Source organism: Arcticibacter sp., assembly GCF_053551015.1.
In genome coordinates, this window is sequence record NZ_JBMQOB010000015.1 from 193,185 (window position 1) to 210,488 (window position 17,304).

General features: G+C 47.3%; 18 protein-coding genes. 5 read left to right on the forward strand and 13 right to left on the reverse strand.

Annotation, left to right across the window (positions count from 1 at the left end):
• Position 1: 1 nt before the first annotated feature.
• From ACO1NU_RS09215 to ACO1NU_RS09225, 3 genes are all read left to right on the forward strand, one after another.
• A complete protein-coding gene (locus tag ACO1NU_RS09215) occupies positions 2-772 on the forward strand; it encodes a LytR/AlgR family response regulator transcription factor (RefSeq protein WP_448818183.1) in 771 nt (256 codons plus the stop codon).
• Between the two features lie 183 nt (positions 773-955).
• Positions 956-2,569 (forward strand): pectate lyase family protein, encoded by a 1,614-nt coding sequence (locus ACO1NU_RS09220; protein ID WP_448818311.1) that lies wholly within the window; start codon positions 956-958, stop codon positions 2,567-2,569.
• 75 nt (positions 2,570-2,644) lie between these two features.
• A complete protein-coding gene (locus ACO1NU_RS09225; protein ID WP_448818184.1) occupies positions 2,645-5,263 on the forward strand; it encodes an outer membrane beta-barrel protein in 2,619 nt (872 codons plus the stop codon).
• Positions 5,264-5,391: 128 nt separating this feature from the next.
• Here ACO1NU_RS09225 and ACO1NU_RS09230 read toward each other — a convergent pair whose 3' ends face one another.
• Positions 5,392-6,003 (reverse strand): uracil-DNA glycosylase family protein, encoded by a 612-nt coding sequence (locus ACO1NU_RS09230; RefSeq protein WP_448818185.1) that lies wholly within the window; start codon positions 6,001-6,003, stop codon positions 5,392-5,394.
• Between the two features lie 104 nt (positions 6,004-6,107).
• Here ACO1NU_RS09230 and ACO1NU_RS09235 point away from each other — a divergent pair, with 104 nt between their 5' ends.
• Positions 6,108-6,611 (forward strand): DUF421 domain-containing protein, encoded by a 504-nt coding sequence (locus ACO1NU_RS09235; protein ID WP_448818186.1) that lies wholly within the window; start codon positions 6,108-6,110, stop codon positions 6,609-6,611.
• Positions 6,612-6,621: 10 nt separating this feature from the next.
• On the opposite strand, the gene ACO1NU_RS09240 is transcribed toward ACO1NU_RS09235, so the two are convergent.
• The 7 genes from ACO1NU_RS09240 to ACO1NU_RS09270 form a co-directional block, all read right to left on the reverse strand.
• Complete coding sequence (locus tag ACO1NU_RS09240) at positions 6,622-7,431, reverse strand: glycosyltransferase family 2 protein (protein WP_448818187.1); 810 nt, start codon at positions 7,429-7,431, stop codon at positions 6,622-6,624.
• Positions 7,400-7,927, reverse strand: coding sequence for an acyltransferase (locus ACO1NU_RS09245; protein ID WP_448818188.1), 528 nt, complete (start codon positions 7,925-7,927; stop codon positions 7,400-7,402). The genes ACO1NU_RS09240 and ACO1NU_RS09245 overlap by 32 nt, the downstream gene beginning before the upstream one ends.
• A 110-nt stretch (positions 7,928-8,037) precedes the next feature.
• On the reverse strand, positions 8,038-8,862 hold the full coding sequence (locus ACO1NU_RS09250; protein WP_448818189.1) for a DNA/RNA non-specific endonuclease: 825 nt from the start codon (positions 8,860-8,862) through the stop codon (positions 8,038-8,040).
• Positions 8,863-8,935: 73 nt separating this feature from the next.
• Complete coding sequence (locus ACO1NU_RS09255) at positions 8,936-9,589, reverse strand: hypothetical protein (RefSeq protein WP_448818190.1); 654 nt, start codon at positions 9,587-9,589, stop codon at positions 8,936-8,938.
• A complete protein-coding gene (locus tag ACO1NU_RS09260) occupies positions 9,582-9,773 on the reverse strand; it encodes an alpha/beta fold hydrolase (RefSeq protein WP_448818191.1) in 192 nt (63 codons plus the stop codon). The genes ACO1NU_RS09255 and ACO1NU_RS09260 overlap by 8 nt, the downstream gene beginning before the upstream one ends.
• Complete coding sequence (locus tag ACO1NU_RS09265; protein WP_448818192.1) at positions 9,767-10,381, reverse strand: alpha/beta hydrolase; 615 nt, start codon at positions 10,379-10,381, stop codon at positions 9,767-9,769. The genes ACO1NU_RS09260 and ACO1NU_RS09265 overlap by 7 nt, the downstream gene beginning before the upstream one ends.
• A gap of 157 nt (positions 10,382-10,538) precedes the next feature.
• Positions 10,539-10,805 (reverse strand): hypothetical protein, encoded by a 267-nt coding sequence (locus ACO1NU_RS09270; protein ID WP_448818193.1) that lies wholly within the window; start codon positions 10,803-10,805, stop codon positions 10,539-10,541.
• 218 nt (positions 10,806-11,023) lie between these two features.
• Between ACO1NU_RS09270 and ACO1NU_RS09275 the strand changes: the two genes are divergently transcribed.
• Positions 11,024-13,513, forward strand: a complete 2,490-nt coding sequence (locus tag ACO1NU_RS09275) for a hypothetical protein (RefSeq protein WP_448818194.1) — start codon at positions 11,024-11,026, stop codon at positions 13,511-13,513.
• Here ACO1NU_RS09275 and ACO1NU_RS09280 read toward each other — a convergent pair.
• The 5 genes from ACO1NU_RS09280 to ACO1NU_RS09300 all read right to left on the reverse strand — a co-directional run bounded on the left by ACO1NU_RS09280 (position 13,510) and on the right by ACO1NU_RS09300 (position 17,272).
• A complete protein-coding gene (locus ACO1NU_RS09280; RefSeq protein ID WP_448818195.1) occupies positions 13,510-15,006 on the reverse strand; it encodes a M14 family zinc carboxypeptidase in 1,497 nt (498 codons plus the stop codon). The two genes, ACO1NU_RS09275 and ACO1NU_RS09280, sit on opposite strands and share 4 nt — an antisense overlap.
• Before the next feature lie 99 nt (positions 15,007-15,105).
• A complete protein-coding gene (locus tag ACO1NU_RS09285; RefSeq protein WP_448818196.1) occupies positions 15,106-15,429 on the reverse strand; it encodes a hypothetical protein in 324 nt (107 codons plus the stop codon).
• 70 nt (positions 15,430-15,499) lie between these two features.
• On the reverse strand, positions 15,500-15,964 hold the full coding sequence (locus tag ACO1NU_RS09290; protein ID WP_448818197.1) for a DoxX family protein: 465 nt from the start codon (positions 15,962-15,964) through the stop codon (positions 15,500-15,502).
• 67 nt (positions 15,965-16,031) lie between these two features.
• The gene (locus tag ACO1NU_RS09295) at positions 16,032-16,631 is read right to left on the reverse strand and encodes a superoxide dismutase family protein (protein WP_448818198.1); all 600 of its coding nucleotides are present in this window, start codon (positions 16,629-16,631) and stop codon (positions 16,032-16,034) included.
• Positions 16,632-16,783: 152 nt separating this feature from the next.
• Positions 16,784-17,272 carry a DUF4142 domain-containing protein gene (locus ACO1NU_RS09300; RefSeq protein WP_448818199.1) on the reverse strand — a complete coding sequence of 163 codons (489 nt, stop codon included), beginning with the start codon at positions 17,270-17,272 and terminating at the stop codon, positions 16,784-16,786.
• Positions 17,273-17,304: the final 32 nt, after the last annotated feature.

A 17,304-nucleotide genomic window follows, 5' to 3' on the forward strand; every position in this document is an offset into this window, starting at 1 on the left:
CATGGACGTTTTAATCATAGAAGACGAGAACCCTGCTGCAGAAAGGCTCAGCAACCTGTTAAAACAATATGACCCCGGAATTCGGATACTGGATATCATGGGATCTGTTGAAGACACCGTGGTGTGGTTGAAAGCGAATAAGCTGCCCGACCTGATCATGCTCGACATACATCTTTCCGACGGCCTCTGCTTCGAGATCTTCGAGCAGGTGCCGGTAAAATGCCCCGTTATCTTCTGCACGGCATACGATGAGTACGCCTTGAAAGCTTTTGAACTGAACAGCATTGACTACCTGCTGAAGCCTGTGCAACAGGCAAAGCTGGAAAAGAGCCTCGAGAAGATGAAAGATATAAGGCAGGCAAAGTCGACGGGCATAGAAATCAGCACGCAGGTAACTGACCTGATGGGTTTGATCAAGAGCAGGGAGACCTCTTACAAGTCTAGGTTTATGGTCAAGATCGGTAACCGGATCAAAGCAGTAAAAACTGAAGACATTGCCTACTTTCATTCGCATAACAAGCTCACACTCCTTGTAAACAAAGAAGGGAGCAGTTACCCCATTGATTATGCGCTCGACGAACTGATCAACTTTCTGGACCCAAGCATATTTTTCCATGTAAACCGAAAGTTGATCATACATATCGATGCCGCGCGGGAGATTCACCCTTATTTCAAAGGAAGAATGAAGCTCATCCTGGACCCACCACTCGAAGATGAGGTGATCGTAAGCAGTCAGCGTACTCCCTTGTTTAAAATCTGGCTGGACCAGTAATCTTTTTCATCCGCCTATTTTCCAGTTCGGGTATGAAAATATCCGTGTATGTCGGCAATCTGTTTGTATTGTGGTTTCTGAATCGTCTTTTTATGGAAATTACCTTGTTATTGAATGAAAAGGATCAAACAACACACGAGATTGACGACGGCATTGGCATTGACCATTGCAGCCGTTTTCAGCATGAATTCAAGCGGATTTGCGCAGTATCCGCAAATACCTGAAGACGTACAGAAAGCTACCAACGAGATGATGGAAGCTGCGCGCAAACAGTCGGATGCGGCCTGGCAAAAGGCACTTCCCATCATGGAGAAGGAAGCTAAAGAAGGCAAACCATTCGTGCCATGGGCTGGCAGACCTACCGATCTTCCACAAGCAGAGATCCCCGCATTTCCAGGTGCAGAGGGCGGTGGTGCCTACTCCTTCGGTGGACGTGGCGGCAAAGTCATCGTGGTGACCAGCCTCGCTGACAACGGACCGGGCACCCTTCGTGAGGCCTGCGAAACAGGCGGTGCACGTACTATTGTATTCAACGTATCAGGCATTATCCGTCTGAAGACTCCCCTGATCATCCGTGCTCCTTATATTACTATTGCTGGCCAGTCTGCTCCGGGAGACGGCGTTTGTGTGGCAGGAGAATCCGTGTGGATCAACACCCATGATGTGGTGATCCGTTTCATGCGTTTCCGCCGTGGTGAGACCTATGTAGGCCGCAGAGATGATGCAATCGGTGGTAATCCGATTGGTAACATCATGATCGATCACGTGTCGGCCAGCTGGGGACTGGATGAAAATATGTCGATGTACCGCCATATGTATAATGACAGCACCGGAAAGCAGGAAGTGAAGCTGGGAACGGTTAATATCACCATTCAGAACTCGATCTTCTCGGAAGCATTAGACACCTGGAACCATGCCTTCGGCAGCACGCTGGGTGGAGAGAACTGTACATTTATGCGGAACCTCTGGGCAGACAACGCTGCACGTAACCCATCTATTGGCTGGAACGGTATCTTCAATTTCGCCAATAACGTCGTGTTCAACTGGGTACACCGGTCAACAGACGGTGGAGATTATACTGCCTTATATAACATCATCAACAACTACTACAAACCGGGACCGCTTACCCCGCTGGATCAACCGATTAGCTACCGGATACTGAAACCTGAGTCGGGCCGCAGCAAGCTGCCGTACGTAGTTTTCGGAAGAGCACACGTAACAGGTAACATCATTGAGGGGAATAAGAAGGTAACGGACAACAACTGGGACGGCGGTATACAGCTGGAAGACAAGAAAGGTGAACTGATGCCTTACGCTCAGTCACAGCCTTACTTTGCTGCAATGAAGGTGGATAAGCCTTTCCCGATGGCGCCGATCACCATCATCCCGACGCAGGAAGCATACAGCTATGTGCTGGATAATGCCGGTGCTACCTTACCAAAGAGAGATCCGGTAGATGTACGGGTTGTAGAGCAGGTCAGAACCGGAAAGATCAACTACCTGAAGAATGTAAAACTGCCGGAAACAGATTTCAAACATCGCAGGCTACCAAAAGACTCGTATAAAGGAGGTATCATCACCGACATCAGTCAGGTAGGCGGATACCCGGAATACAAGGGTAAGCCTTACGTGGATTCAGACAAAGACGGTATCCCTGATGCATGGGAAAAGCAGAACGGCCTGAATCCAAAAGATGCCAGTGACGCTGCAAAATACCGTAGCGACGGTTACACTAACATTGAGGCCTATCTGAACAGCCTGGTAGAGCTTGCTAAAGTTAAGCCGGTAAAAGCCTAAAGTTTTAGTTTTAATTATAATAGAATAACCAGCCGCGAAAGCGTCTGGTTATTTGCTTTTTGAACTAACCAATTCATGAAGAAAGCGCTCCTATTCCTTATTATCGTTCTATTAAACCGGTCGGACGTTCTTTCGCAAAGCAGCCGCAGTATACGAGGTGTTGTGCAAGACTCGGCAGGGATCACTTTACCGGGCTCATCGGTAAGGCTGCTTTCAAAGTGGGACACCTTATCAACAGCTACCAACCTGGATGGAGAGTTCCGCTTTCCTGCAGTCAAATCACCAAACTTCCAGCTAATTGTCACTTCGATCAGCTTTGAACCCTTCAACAAAGGAATCATCGTAGATCCAAAAAAAAGTGCGGTTATTCTCGCTCCTGTCCGGCTCAGGGACGCACACAATCAATTGAACGAGGTGGTGATCAACATCATTACTCCAGTGGTCGTTAAAGAAGATACTGTACAATACGATGCAAGGGCCTACCCGGTAAGAGAAGGAGATGCTGTGGATGAAATGGTCAAGCGCCTGCCCGGAATGGAAGTAGATAACGAAGGTAAGGTGACAGCTCAGGGAGAGCCGGTTACAAAAATCAGGCTCAACGGTAAGGACTTCTTTGGCGATGAGGCCGCTGCCGCACTGCAGAACCTGCCCGCTGATATTGTCAGGAACATTCAGTTGGTAGACGATTACGGCGAAGAAGCAAACATCACCGGCATCAAGAGCGGCGAGCCGCAGAAGATCCTGAACATCAATACCCGGGAGGACAAAAAGGTAGGCTATTTTGCGCGTGCTGAAGGAGGATTGGGATCTACGGATCGGCACACAAGCCGAGTGAGGGCAAACCGGTTTAACGGGGACCAGCAGATATCCGTTGACGCCACGGTCAACAATGTTTCCAACCGTTCGAAAGGAACAACGGACCGGACTTCCGCACGAATTCATTACCGGGACAACTGGGGTAAAAAGCTAGAAAGCTACGGAAGCTACAGGTTCAGGAAGGACGACAGCCACTCGCTGGAGCGGACCACCACGGAAAGCGCCTTCGAAAGCTATACACGCTATGAAAATGAGCATAGCGACAATAACAACCGGAGTTCAGACCATGACCTGTCGTGGAACCTTGAGTTCAGGCCCGACAGCACGAACTATTTTAAGCTGAAGCCAAGGATATCCTATGGCTTGGAAGATAATCAGAGTACGGGATCCACATTGACGCAGCTACTGGCAGCCTCTTCTGCACGTGAACGCTTATCTGTAAACTCCTCATCCTCTTTCCGCTCAGAGAACGAGCTGTACTATAATTATAAGTTCCGGGGAAGAGGGCGGAACCTGAGCGGAAGCGTGGTGGTGAATACCTCTGTCGGCGATAATCATGCCGACATCCGCAATGACTACACCAATACCGATTCATTGGATAACAAATCCGTTGAACAGCAATATCAACTTCGGGAAAACGATAATCGCAATACCAGTACACGCTTCAGGCTGGCCTATATTGAACCACTCAGCGAGAGATCGATGCTCGAATTAAACTACCAATGGAACAGGAGCTCGACGAGCACCTTGCGGGATACACGTGACCTGGATCCGCAGAGCGGCGCAGAAACGTTGAATGCCAACCTCAGCAACAACTACACCTATCAGTTCATCACGAACCGGGCTGGGTTGAACTATCGTTACATCGCCCCTAAACTAAACTACTTTGTGGGCATCGCGGTGATGCCTTCGGTTTTAAAGGGCCGCGATATCAGCCGGGATCTGCAAACGCGGAAAGAGACACTTAACTGGGTTCCAAGCGCCAGGATGGTATATAAGTTCTCGAAAGAGCAATCCTTTACTTTTCGGTACTTTGGGAGAAGCAATCAGCCGGGTTTCAGTCAGCTGCAGCCTATTACCGACAATTCCAACGTTCAGAACGTGGTAACCGGAAACCCTGACCTGAAGCCGGAGTTTACCAACAATCTGGGAATGGAGTACAAGCAAAACGACTGGAAAAACGGGTATGTCATGGAAGCGAGAATCGACATGAATCAAACCAACGACAAGATCGTGACGACCAAAGTCATCATTCCAGACAGCATCAAACAGATATCATCTTATATCAACACAGACGGCTTCTATACAGCACGGGCAAATTATTCGTTCTCGGTACCTTTTTCAGAAAGGCAGTACACCATCACTTACTCCGGAGGATCTAACTTCAGCAACAATATTGCGTTCACCAATAATAACCGGATCGCGGGCAAGAACCTGAACATCAGGCAGGGACTCAAGTTCAGGCTGGATATCAAAGACCGAACAAATGCCGAGCTGAACACCTCCTTTTCATATAACCAGACGCAATACAATGCCGGCTCATTGTCTGACCGATATACTAAAAGCTACCGTATAGGCCTTTCCGGACGTACCTATTTCCAAAAAGCCCTTACGCTGGGCTACGACTTCTCGAAGACTGTGAACACTGGTTTCAATGCAACCAATACCAATCCGACGCTGTTGAACCTGTTTGTGGACTACCGCTTTCTGAAAAAGAATCGTGGAAACATCCGACTGCATGGGTACGATTTGCTCAATCAGAACACGGCTATCTCAAGAGATGTGTTTGACAACGTCATTATGGACTCACAAACCAACCGGCTTACACGCTATTTCATGCTGACATTTCAATATCGACTGGAACATTTTGGCAGTTAGGATCGCTGATCAGAAAGCTGAAGAGCTCCTATACAGGCGGGATGCCCGGGGGCGGCACATGCAAACTGTACGACAACAGCTGGGACAGAATAAACGATATGAGGGCAGTTTGATCAGAGTCAGTCCTATTAACGATCGTCAGTCAGAGTGTCGCCGGTTCCTTTCGGCCCGATGCCGAGTAGCTCAAGCCGTGCCCTTAAGTCGGGAATAACATCCTCCATGAACCAGGGATTGACCTTTAACCAATTCTGATTGCGTGGTGACGGATGAGGCAGAGGGAAGAAGCTGGGTGCGTATTCACGGAAAGCCCTTACGGTATCGGTCAAACTGCCTTTACAGCTATTGCGCAGATAGTATCGCTGGGCGTACTGTCCGATGAGCAGTACAAGGGGTTGGTGCCGGAAAGTTTCGAGAATCCTGCCGTGCCACAAGCCTGCGCAGGGCCGCATTGGGGGAAGGTCGCCGGATTTTCCTTTTCCGGGGTAGCAAAAGCCCATCCCCATGATCGAAAATAACTGCGGATCGTAGAATTCTTCAGGGCCGATGTTCAACCATTTTCTGAGTGTTTTACCGCTTGCATCATTCCAGGGGATTCCTGTTTCGTGCACGCGTCTTCCCGGAGCCTGGCCGATAATGAGAACCCTGGAAGAGGGTCCGATCTGTACTACTGGTCTGGCGCCAGCCTCTAAGTGTTCTTCGCAAAATGTACAAGTCCGTATATCGTTCAGCAGCAGATCCATCCCTCTTTTCTTTGGTAAATCAAATTTAAGAAATTTCTTTGAGCCGCTGGTTTTAAACACTTCCGGGCAAACAGGGTTATAGTCTGTTCAAAGCAGGAACAACAATGGAACAAGTCGAAACTACAATCTCCGGGCTTTTTCAGCTGGAGTTATCCTTATATGAATTGCTGATCAGAGGATCGATCCTATACCTGGGAATACTCTTTCTGATGCGAATTCTCCCAAGGCGAGCCGGGGGTGAACTGGCCACAATGGACCTGGTGTTCATTCTGCTGATTGCAGAGGCAGCGACGCACGCATTGGGTGAATACAGCTCGGTTACGGATGCGTTGATCATCATTATGACGCTGATGTTCTGGAACTACATGATCAATATGCTAAGCTTTTACTTTCCGTTTTTTGAGAAACTGGTTTCAGCCCCTCCCCTTCGGGTAGTCAGGGAGGGAAAACTGTTAAGGCGCAACATGCGGCGTGAATATCTGACGATGGAAGAGCTCATGGAAAACCTCCACAAAAGAGGTGTCGAGAGCATCGATGAAGTGAAAGCTGCCTATATTGAAGCAGACGGTCAGATTACGGTGATCAGCAGGAAACAAAATGACCGATAATGAAACGGCCTTAGATGAATATCATAAAGAAATTAAATAAACAGCGGTCAACATAAACGAGTGAGCCCCTGAATGAAAAACTCAAAAGCTCTCTCAGGTCGGAAAGAATACTGCCTAAAAAGATCTTGATTCGTTGCTTTCTAAAATCAGGTGATTGTGTTAACTGATATTTTCCTGCAAAATGTTTATGCGATTTCAGGTGCATGCCCAGCTTTTTAAACGGCTTAACTATTCTCCAGGGGTGAACGATGAGCGCATCTTCAACAAATTGAATTGAAGCCGCGTTTCTGGCCCGGACATGAAAGTCAACATCTTCCATGGCAGGGAAGGGAAATGTTTCATCAAAACCTCCCAGGCTTTTAAACAGCGATGACTTTATGGCGAAATTACATGACCATAGATTGTTTCCGGTCTCATTAAGAGGAGATTCTTCGTCAAATCTCTGCTTCTCGCGCTCAGCAATAGTCCTACCTTCAAATATGCTAATCTCAGGATGGTTACGGATCGCGTTTACATAAGAGAGCAGCCAGTCCTGCTGGGGAAGGCAGTCATCATCCGTGAAAACCAGCCAGTCTCCCGTGGAGATGCTCACTGCATTATTGCGGTTAGCTGCAGGGCCTTTTTGAGGACCAGCAACCCAGCGAACCCAACTATACCGGGTTTCGATCAGTTCTTTCGCCGCATGGCTTTTACTGTCGTCAGAAATAATTACCTCAAGCGGTCCGCATGAGCTTATTTTCCTTTGACTATCAATCCTGTCGAGGCATTTAGCCAACAGGTCATTTCTATTACAGGTGGGTATAATTACGGCTATTTTCATTTTCGATAAGGTTTAGCTTCTTCAAAAAGCGAGCGGGGTTACCCGCCCAGATTTCGTTGTCAGGCACATCTTTCGTGACAACGCTCCCCGACCCGATGATCGCATTACTACCGATCTTAACACCGGGCAGAATACAGGCGTTCATCCCGATCCAGACATTGTCTCCGATGATCACTGCCTTAGAATATTTTCTATCTTCTTCCACATCGCGGATGCGATTTTCCGAATTGCTGATGTGGTTGTATGATGATATACCACAGTTGCTGGAGATAAGGCAGTTCTTGCCGATACTTACGCCGTAGGTGGCATAAATAGTGGTATAGGAGGAAATCGATGTATTCTCTCCAATTGTCATGTTCCCAGGCACGATGATGAAGGTGCTCGGCTCAAGCCTGACATTTGTTCCACAGTGCCGTAGAAGTGACTTGGTGCGACGGATCCGGGCATTATTCACCAGCTTGTCGGCCTTCAACAAAAAGCGATCAAAGAGTTCCATATGTTGTATCAGTTAAAAACTGATCAATATTAGGAAAAAACGCGCCCGAGGAGAATCACATTTACTTCACATTATGAGCACATTTTGTCATAGTGGACCGACCTTCCAGGCTATTTAAGTTCGCCTAGCCGCAGATCGCGCTTCTTGCTTTCCAGATTAAGTTGAACCGATTTGGAGAGCTCTGGAAAGAAATCAAGTTGAGTCAGAGACTCGATCTGATCCACAGTAGTGAGATAATCACTCAGTTTTTTTGATTGTGGATTCTGAGGAAATAAGAATGCGACGGCTTTTAGCGTGCCTGTATAGCCCTTGCGAAAAGCCAGGATCCGGTAAAAGCCGGTAGGCACGGCAACGCCGGATGATAGTTTGCGGGGCTTATCATTGAAGACCGGACCTGTAATAACGAAAAGATCATGAACCTCCTTGTTCGGCGTATCATCCTGCGACAGGCTCTCTCTTTCGAGTTTCTCCAGCTCCGCCCATAGCCCCTGATTAAGCGCCGGACTTTGTGGAGATATATTGGTCATCAGATAGGTTTCAAGCTGGGCTGCTTGTCCGTACTGCGACAAGATCGTGGCATTGGGAGCCATATGCCCACGGTCAAACCCCGACCCTTTAAATGCATCATGATCAACTTTGCTGTCAGTGCGGTAGTCTGCAAGGAAGCGAAAGGGTCGTTCCCAATTGGTGTATTTGAATTCACCCTTAATATTACCCAACCTGTATGCCACCCAAAGCGGATTCTTCAGCTTCTCGTCATAGCAAGAGATATAGGTACTGTTAATGAGCACCTTGGTCTGATTCTCCGTATCGAGGGTTGTTCTAACTGGCAATCCGCCGTGCGTAAACAGACCGATTTTGGCCAAGTCCCCTATCTGTGCGAAGCAGGTCAGGGACAGACAATAGGAAGTAATAAGCAGGGTAATTCTTTTCATGATTTCAGATGGCGAAGATAGCACATTCCAGACTGCTCTTTAAAATGCTCAATGGCCACAGAAGGAACTCAGATCAGCCGTTGGCTGTGGTGACTATATTCTTGATCACGCTATCTAACTGCCTGGCAGATTCTTTCAGCATGGCCAGCAATTCTGTTGAGGTACCATCTGTATTGGTCTGTTCAAGCAGGGCAATCAGACCGAGTATATTTGCCAGGGGCGCGCGCACGAGGTGAGACTGATCAGAAGCTACTTTTTTCAGCGTTTGAATCTTCTCCTCTGTTTCCAACTCTGCCTTTTCCTTTCTCAAACGCAGTTCATCTTCAAACTTCTTGCGATCAACAAGTTTGAATATTGCAGCATGGACGAGCAAATCACTGCTCTCCAGGTCATCGCCCACTGCTGTTGCACTAAACAAACACTGAAAGCTTCCGCTTGATGAGTTCATTCGCAGGCTGATCTCCCGCACTTCCTTATGCATACGTAGCAAGGGATGTACGAAGAGCTGAAAGTAAAGTTGACTCCCTTTTTCGAGCAGGTCAGAAAAGGACAGATCTGTGCTACCTGAATGCTCCAGTCCGATCCAGTTCTGCAGGGTTTGATTCATGGAGCGGATCTTTCCTCTCCCATCGAAAGAAAGCAGACCGCAAGCAGCATGCTGATAAAGAGATATAAAGTCGGGAGCAAACTCAGGAAAAGTCTCGTCCCCCTCGGCAAAACTAATCATATTCAATGTATGCCCGGATAATAGGAATGATTTCCTCAGGATGACTTAGATGCGGGCAATGCCCTGTTGCCTTGAGTACGGCAAGGGTATTGTCGGCTGTATTTTCGTGAATGTACTGACCGACTTCAAGCGGCGCAAGAATATCGGATGAACACTGTAATGACAGGCTTGGCACCTTCAGCATTTTGAGGTCAGAACGGTTGTCAGATAAAATGTAACGCGGGCAAATTCACGCGCGATATCCGGATCAGTGGCGCAGAAATTACCCGTGAGTTCCTCTGCAAGTTCAGGGCGCTCGGGATTTCCCATGATTAAAGGAGCTATTGTGCTGGACCAACCCAGATAATTATTGTCCATGACCTCGAAGAGCGACTGAAGCTGTTCTCTCTCCATCCCTCCAAAATACGGAGCATCATTTATATAACACGGGGAAGGACCGACAAAGACAAGACTACGAAAGTATTCCGGGTGCTTGATAGCGGCTTTTACACCTATCATGGCAGCTACTGAGTGACCGATGAAAATAACATCGCGAAAGTTAAGCTCTTCGAGAATTTCAATCACATCCAGAGCGTAACCATCCAGACTACCGTACCTGATGGAATTATAAGCTGTCAGGTCTGATTGTCCCGAGCCAACAAAGTCAAATACGACAAGACGATAACTACTCTCGAATTCTTTTATCAAATACCTCCAGACGTTCTGGTCACAGCCAAAGCCATGTGCAAACATAATAGTTTGTTCACCAGCACCTGTTATTTGGACATTGTTCCTCAATAGGACTTCACTCATTTGATAGATTTTTCAACGCCAATCCCTGTAAAGGTACGACACTTAAGCGGGTTTGACCGGCGAAGAGCTGTTTCCTCCTGTTTCATATCTTATTTTTTACACAACCTGGAGAAACCTTCTATATGTTAAACCTCCCAAGCCGCTAACCATCAGACAATCACTCCGAATATCGTCTATTGTGTGCATTGATTGCCTTACCGATTGCATCGGCACAATCCTGGGACAAGTCTCCCTCTATCCACTCCCATTTCTCCTGCCCTGACAGAAGAAGCTTGCCAACCTGCTTGCCTGCACGTCTGATCTGGTAAGTCTGCCCAAGCAGCGGCGCAACATCATAACCCTGGATCCTCGAATCAGGATCAGGATCGCAGGATAATTCGATGGATATTCCAAACTCCTTTGTTTTTAATACATCCTTTTCCATATGTAATGAACTGTTTAATAGACGACAATGTTTTATTTGTCAGCCAAAAAATATCTTGTGACCCAAGCTTTTTCCATATTTTTAAAGGGTAATATAAGGCCATCCCAGGCTTTTACCAGAGGTCGTTCCAAGATGATGACTTCTCGGGCCGGTATAGCTTATCAAATCCATTCCCCCTAATCCTGAATTCGCTACCTTAGTCGTCATAAACCTTATCCATGAGATTTAATAAGCCTACTATTTTGTTTTTATTGACATTGCTGTGTTTCTGCTGCATAAGCTTGTTTGCAAGCTCTCAAGAGAGCAGCAAGGCACAGACCAAGGTCATCACCTCGATCCAATACCGGGGACGTGATATTAAACTGAATGAAAGGTCCTTGTACATCAATGCCCGCCTGAAGCAGAAGAACTTGGGCAACTATGCTTTCCTTACCCTGCAGGATGCGGCTGCCTTCGCGAAGGACGGAACAAGTAATGACCCGACGATAATCTACCTGGAACCGGATGTTTACTGGACGAATAAGCCATCGGACGAAAACAAGGAAAATGAATTGATAGGATTGCGCCTTCCCCAAGGCAATATCACGCTGATTGGTTTGGCTGATAACCCGGAGCATACCATTATTGCGGGCGACCGGGGGCAGATGGCGGGAGCAATAGGAAACTGGAATACGATTGGCGTAGGAGACGGGTTCAGGGCGTATAACATTACCTTTGGCAACTATTGCAACTTGGATCTTATTTATCCTCCTGACCCGACTAAGAATCACCGCAAGCGTCAGGAGACGATCACTCAGGCACAGGTTCTGACCACCGCACATGGCGGAAGAATGGACAAGTGGGTCTTTGAGAACTGTAGGTTCATCAGTTTTCTGAACGTATTCGCTGCCGGTCGAGAGCCAGAGCGGGCATACTTCAAAAACTGCTTTTTTCAATGCACCGACGATGCGATAGGCTCGGGCGGAATGAGCATTTTTGAGCGATGCCGTTTCAGGTTCTATGCAAATCATCCTTCCTGGGGAGGCTCAAGAATCCTCCAGGCTTATCTGGGCTGCAGTTTTGAGACTGTTCTGAGAGATCCCAAAGCAAATTCAAGCATCTTCTTTGCAAAAAACAACGCCATATTTGCTGTGGTGGATTGCCACTTCGATGGAAACGCGCGGCAACTTGAATGGACAGACATCCTTTCTGATCAGGCCAGACACTACGTTTACCATAATACCCTGAACGGGAAGCCGGCTATGATCAGCGCAGGTCATCCGGAACTGTCCGTGGAGTTAAACGAGGAGACCTTGAAAGCGTTCAAGATCGGAGATCAGTATAATATATACAATCTGTTGCGGGGAGATGATGACTGGGACCCGGCCCGACAGAAGGTACTTTTAAAACGGTACGGGCATCTGCCTTTCCGCTTGCAACTCAATGCTTCTAAAACCCTTCTGGATGGCGCCACAGGTGCTGAAGTTAAGGTTTTATATACGATCTATCCTACCCGAACACGACAGGAGACGCCGATAAAATGGACGGTAAGTGACCCTGAGCTCCTCTCCTTTGTCTCTACCGACGACGGAGCACTCCTTGTAAAGGGTACGAATACTTCGGAGGAGATGAGGCGCGGCTCTATCAAGGGCGAAACAGTCTCAGGAATCGAAGCAGTGCTATACTTCGACGTGAGCGGTATTTCTGCTCCGGCACTGCGCATCAGCAGGGCCTTACGTTTAAGCGAGCCCTCCAGCGGAAAAGTCTCAGCGGACTATAAGTTGGATCTGCAGCACAAGCGCGACTGCTCGCTAATCACCTGGTATAGAGCCACGCGGAAAGATGGAAGTGACACGCTCAAGGTTGCGGTGAGTCGCATGAACCAACCTTACAAGGATTATAAACTAAATAGCGGAGATATTGGCTATTACCTGATTGCAAGATTGGAACCCCGTCACGAAACAAGTGACACTGGAAACGGGGTGTTCGCCAGAAGCCGCAAAATTAAGGCAACTGATATCGGAAGCGAAAACCTTTCTACTGATTTCAAGAATATTCCAGCCGGACGAAATGAGATCATCAGGGATGGTTTCTGGACGATTGACACCTATCGACCCAAGGATTTAAATCCAGATTATGAGTGGCAACCCGCTCCGGGAGACGGGTGGGCGTATGGAGATGGTGAAGTAGAAACTGCAGGCAGGCAGGGCCTGTTTACTCTCGGACGCGGTGCAAGACTGCTCTATACACAAACGCGGCAATATAGAAACATGAACATTGAACTCGAACTGAGTCCGCAGAAGGCGGCCGGACAGGGATTTGGTAGTCCCACAGGTCAATATCTCGACGTCTATACGAAGTATGATACGAAGAGCCTGAGTGGATATGGTCTCAGGATTGAACGTACTCCTGCCTTTGGGAATGGAGTATTGGTCAGTCTGTATAAGTATGAAAACGGTATCGGAACTCCGCTTGGGCCTCATCAATATACCTCGGCATTCCTCCCTGGATGTCAAATAACACTGTCTGTTAAAGGTAGGATCCTGAACGCAAGAGTAACTACAAGCAGCGAGCAACAGCAAGGACAAAAGGATAGCGGGCTGTTACACGAGGTCAGCTTGTCGGCAGAAATAAACCCTGATACCTCCGGGGGATTTGGGGTTCAGCATACAGGCAGTACGGGTGGTAACCGTCTGATGCTGGAAAGCCTCCGGGTTAGCTATGACTAGTACCCATAAGTATTTGGAAGAGGCCTGATCTCCTTACTGAGATCCACAAGGAATCCATTTACGACCGCATACTTTGGTCTTCCCTCGGGAGGTGCAAGGATAAAGTTAGGATACTGGTATAAGCCAGGAGGCCGCGCGCCCGTGGAGGCGCCGTTGATCAGGTTCAGTAAACGGTTTTGAAGGGGCCCGGTTGGTGAACGTTGGTCTGAAAACCGTATGTACAGATATCCTTGTTTCAGGAGCTGAGCTTCGCTTTCGAGACTCAGCTTCTCCCATTCCGCTTTTGTCATGGTGATGATCTTCCCCGGGAGGGATACCAGTGAACTGGCCTCGACCTCATCATAACCATAATTATTCTGCATGTCGCCAAGCTCTTCTATAACACCGCGATAGTTTAATCTTCTTTCAGAAATATTGACCGAAGTAGAATAATTTATCCCAAGACTGGTACGATACCGCAGATTTTCATTGCTAATCTCGGCGTTCCTTATCACCAGGTTAAACAAAGATCTGCCATTGTCGGGGATCGCAAAGTATTCTTCCACCTTCTCATTTTCATAGGCATTGCTGGCAATCGCGTATAGTGCGCTCAGGAGGGCGTAAAAGTTGAGCTTGCGGATATATTGCTTCTGCGTGTCCCCCCGATAACCGCCTGATTCAATCAGTACAGTTGATATACCCTTCTTCTGAAAGGTGTCGCCAAATCCCCTGGGCTCATGAGCGTCACTATATTTCGCTACCTGATCTGGAATAAACTTTTGTAAAGTGTGGTTCATCAACACGATTAAACGTGCGGCATCCTGACGCACTTCGTTCATTTCCCGGGTATGGTTATATGCCGGCGCTAAAAATGAGATTGTTGCCGGCTTCGCAGACGAGCCGACGGAATACAGAATATTCTGATCATGTAAATTGAATCCGAACCGGGGTTTAATATCGTCAGCAACCTTCATCAGTAGCCGGGCTTCTGGAGTAGTAAGTGATCGGGCGTCCCGGTTGATATCGATATCCATGGCATTTCTGCGCTTCCATACTTCTGCACCATCGGGGTTGACCATTGGAATAAAGTGAAGTTCCAGCTTTTCTTTCAGCAGCTGCCTAAAGCGATCATTATCGTCCTTTGCTGCAAGAAAATTGAAGATATCAAATATCGCCATTGTTGCAGTCGACTCGTCGCCATGCATCTGTGACCAGAGAAGAACTTTGATTTTCCCTTTCCCTGCAATCAGATGGTGGATATCTCTCCCCTGAACAGAGGATCCGATGACAGAAGAACGTAAAAGCCCTGATGAAACGTGTTTGGTGATAAGGGGCTGCATATCGGCATGTTTGACCATGCGATGCTGAATGGCGGGTTCCTTGTACTGCTCATAGTTCTGCCATATGGAAGTATTCTCAATGGGAGGGTGTGCAGGGTGCCTCCGGAGGCTGAAGCCCAGGGAGAACAGTAATATGATTATCGCAGGAGTTGCCAACAGCTTGATACGCATCATTGTAATGGTTTCGTACTGCAATTTAGGCAACCTCCGGAAAAATGATCAATAAATGTGCAAGATGATCATCTTGCACACTTTTGTGATGAAGACAGGGTTCTATCCCCTCAGTTTCTGTATGATGCCCGGTACAGCGGTAGCTATTTTCTGAATAACCTCAGGAGAAAGTCCGAACTTCCCTTGTAAACGCTCTGCCACGGCTTTGCTAATCGTCGAAGAAATATCTCCACCCCCAGAACCACCTGTCAGAGACGATAGCATCCCTCCTAGTCCTCCGGATGAGAGGCTGTTTTTCAAACCGTCGTTTACACCTGAAGCGACTTCTTTATTTACATCTTCCTGTTGTCCCGGAGGAACCAAATCTGCTATCTCAGGATTATTGGCGATATGTTGCTTTACGAGCTCTAATACTTTATCAAACATGGCTGTGGTTTTATCAGAGAACCTCCGACTGATCTATTTGTTTCAACAATTACCGGAGAATACCATGCACCTAATTACCTTCATGCACTGGAGTAGACGTCTCTATAGCTCCGTCCCTTTCTATTGAAATAACACCATCTCCCTCTATGAGGAAGACAATTAGTCCAACCAATACAAAAGTGGAGAGCCATATTTCTGCGTATGGCCTGAAGATATCCTGATGTTGATTGATGTTGTAGAACACGGCCACAATCAACACCGGCAAATTGAGGAGACAACAAAAGCGGGTGCTTGATCCCAGTACAATTAGTAAGCCGCCAATGATGTGAAGAACAACAATGATATGAGCGAGCATACTCACGGATAGAATCATCCCAAATCCTGCGTTCTCGATAAGCGCATCAAACGCACGGAGATTCCCGGCAAATTGCACCCCCTTCCAGATCAACACGAGGCCCAACATAATTCGGAAAAAGTCTAACCATCTGGGATGATGACGATCACCCCAGTCCTGTATCTTAGTTAATGCTTTCATTTGAGTAATAATTGGTTATATGAATTTAAGCAATAACTGCAACATTCATACAACCAATTATTAAACTCTACTTAAGCTGCATGATCACACCACATCCAATACGGCTTCCTGAGTTTCCTGTAGGCTGTGTAGTATAATCATCAACACCAGAGTGAACGATAATCGATCTGTTAAGGATATTTGTCTTATCGTCACCACCTATAGTCCACCTGTCAGACTGGATGGTCACCTCACCTTTACCAGATCCATCCAGATCGATATTACCTATATCGCCTGAATGATGCTCTTTGGAGTCCCATTTACCATGCTTCTCACCGGTAAGGTTCCAGTGGCCATGCGCACCCTTCCCGCTGTCACTGCAATCTCCATGCTCGTGAAAGTGTACAGCTACAGATTGGTTAGCTTTAGCAGGAAACTCAAGCGTGAGTTTCATCTCCACTTTACCATCTTTTAGGGCTGTAAAATGAGCCATACCACTTCCCGATGTATCAGCTTTTGTAGCTGAGATGTCGGCATGGGCCTGAACAGCACCTGCAGTATCAGCAGCTCCCGCGCCTTCCACGGTACTGGTAGAGTCTGCTGAAGTAGTACTATTTTTTGAATTGGTACAGGCAACGGCCAGAAACAAACTCAGTGCTCCGGCGAAACTTAATGCTTTTTTTAACATAACAACTGGTTTTAATAGTTGTAAACACCTGGAAAGCTTATTTGTGTGCTAAAGCTTCTAATTGGGTATAAAAAAAAGGACCTTATTCAGGTCCTTTCACTCATCATGATTTAAAAACTACTTAACGGCGGCATTAAGATCTTTTGCTTCTTTTAAATGTTGTTCAAGTTTAGGGAGCTTACCGGCGCCCATGAACGCAAATCAGCGTCAGGAACACCATTAGAGGCAGATGCAGAACGGAAAAGCGATACGGCTTCCTCGTGCGACAAAACCATCAGTTCTGCAAACTTTTTGTCAAACGCAGCACCTGTGAGTGGCGTTAACATGTTGTAGTTGTCCTGATGGGGTTTCAACAGATTCGGACTTATCGTCCAACCCTTTTTCTGGGAGAGAGTGGCTAGTTCCTGGCTGGCAGTAGTGTGATCGGCCACCATGTGGGCCCCAAAAGCGGTTACTAATGGATTCATCCCTTTCTGCGTTGCCAAGCCTCCAGACATCACTTCAAAGCTGTTACTGCTTGATGCCTTTGTCACAAACTCCTGGTTGGTCATCATCACATCATCATCCTCATCATCACTACAAGACGGTAGCAGACATACGCTGCTAAATGCAATTGCACATAAAATGGCTAACTTTTTCATTTTTTCATTTTGATAGATATAGAATCAACACC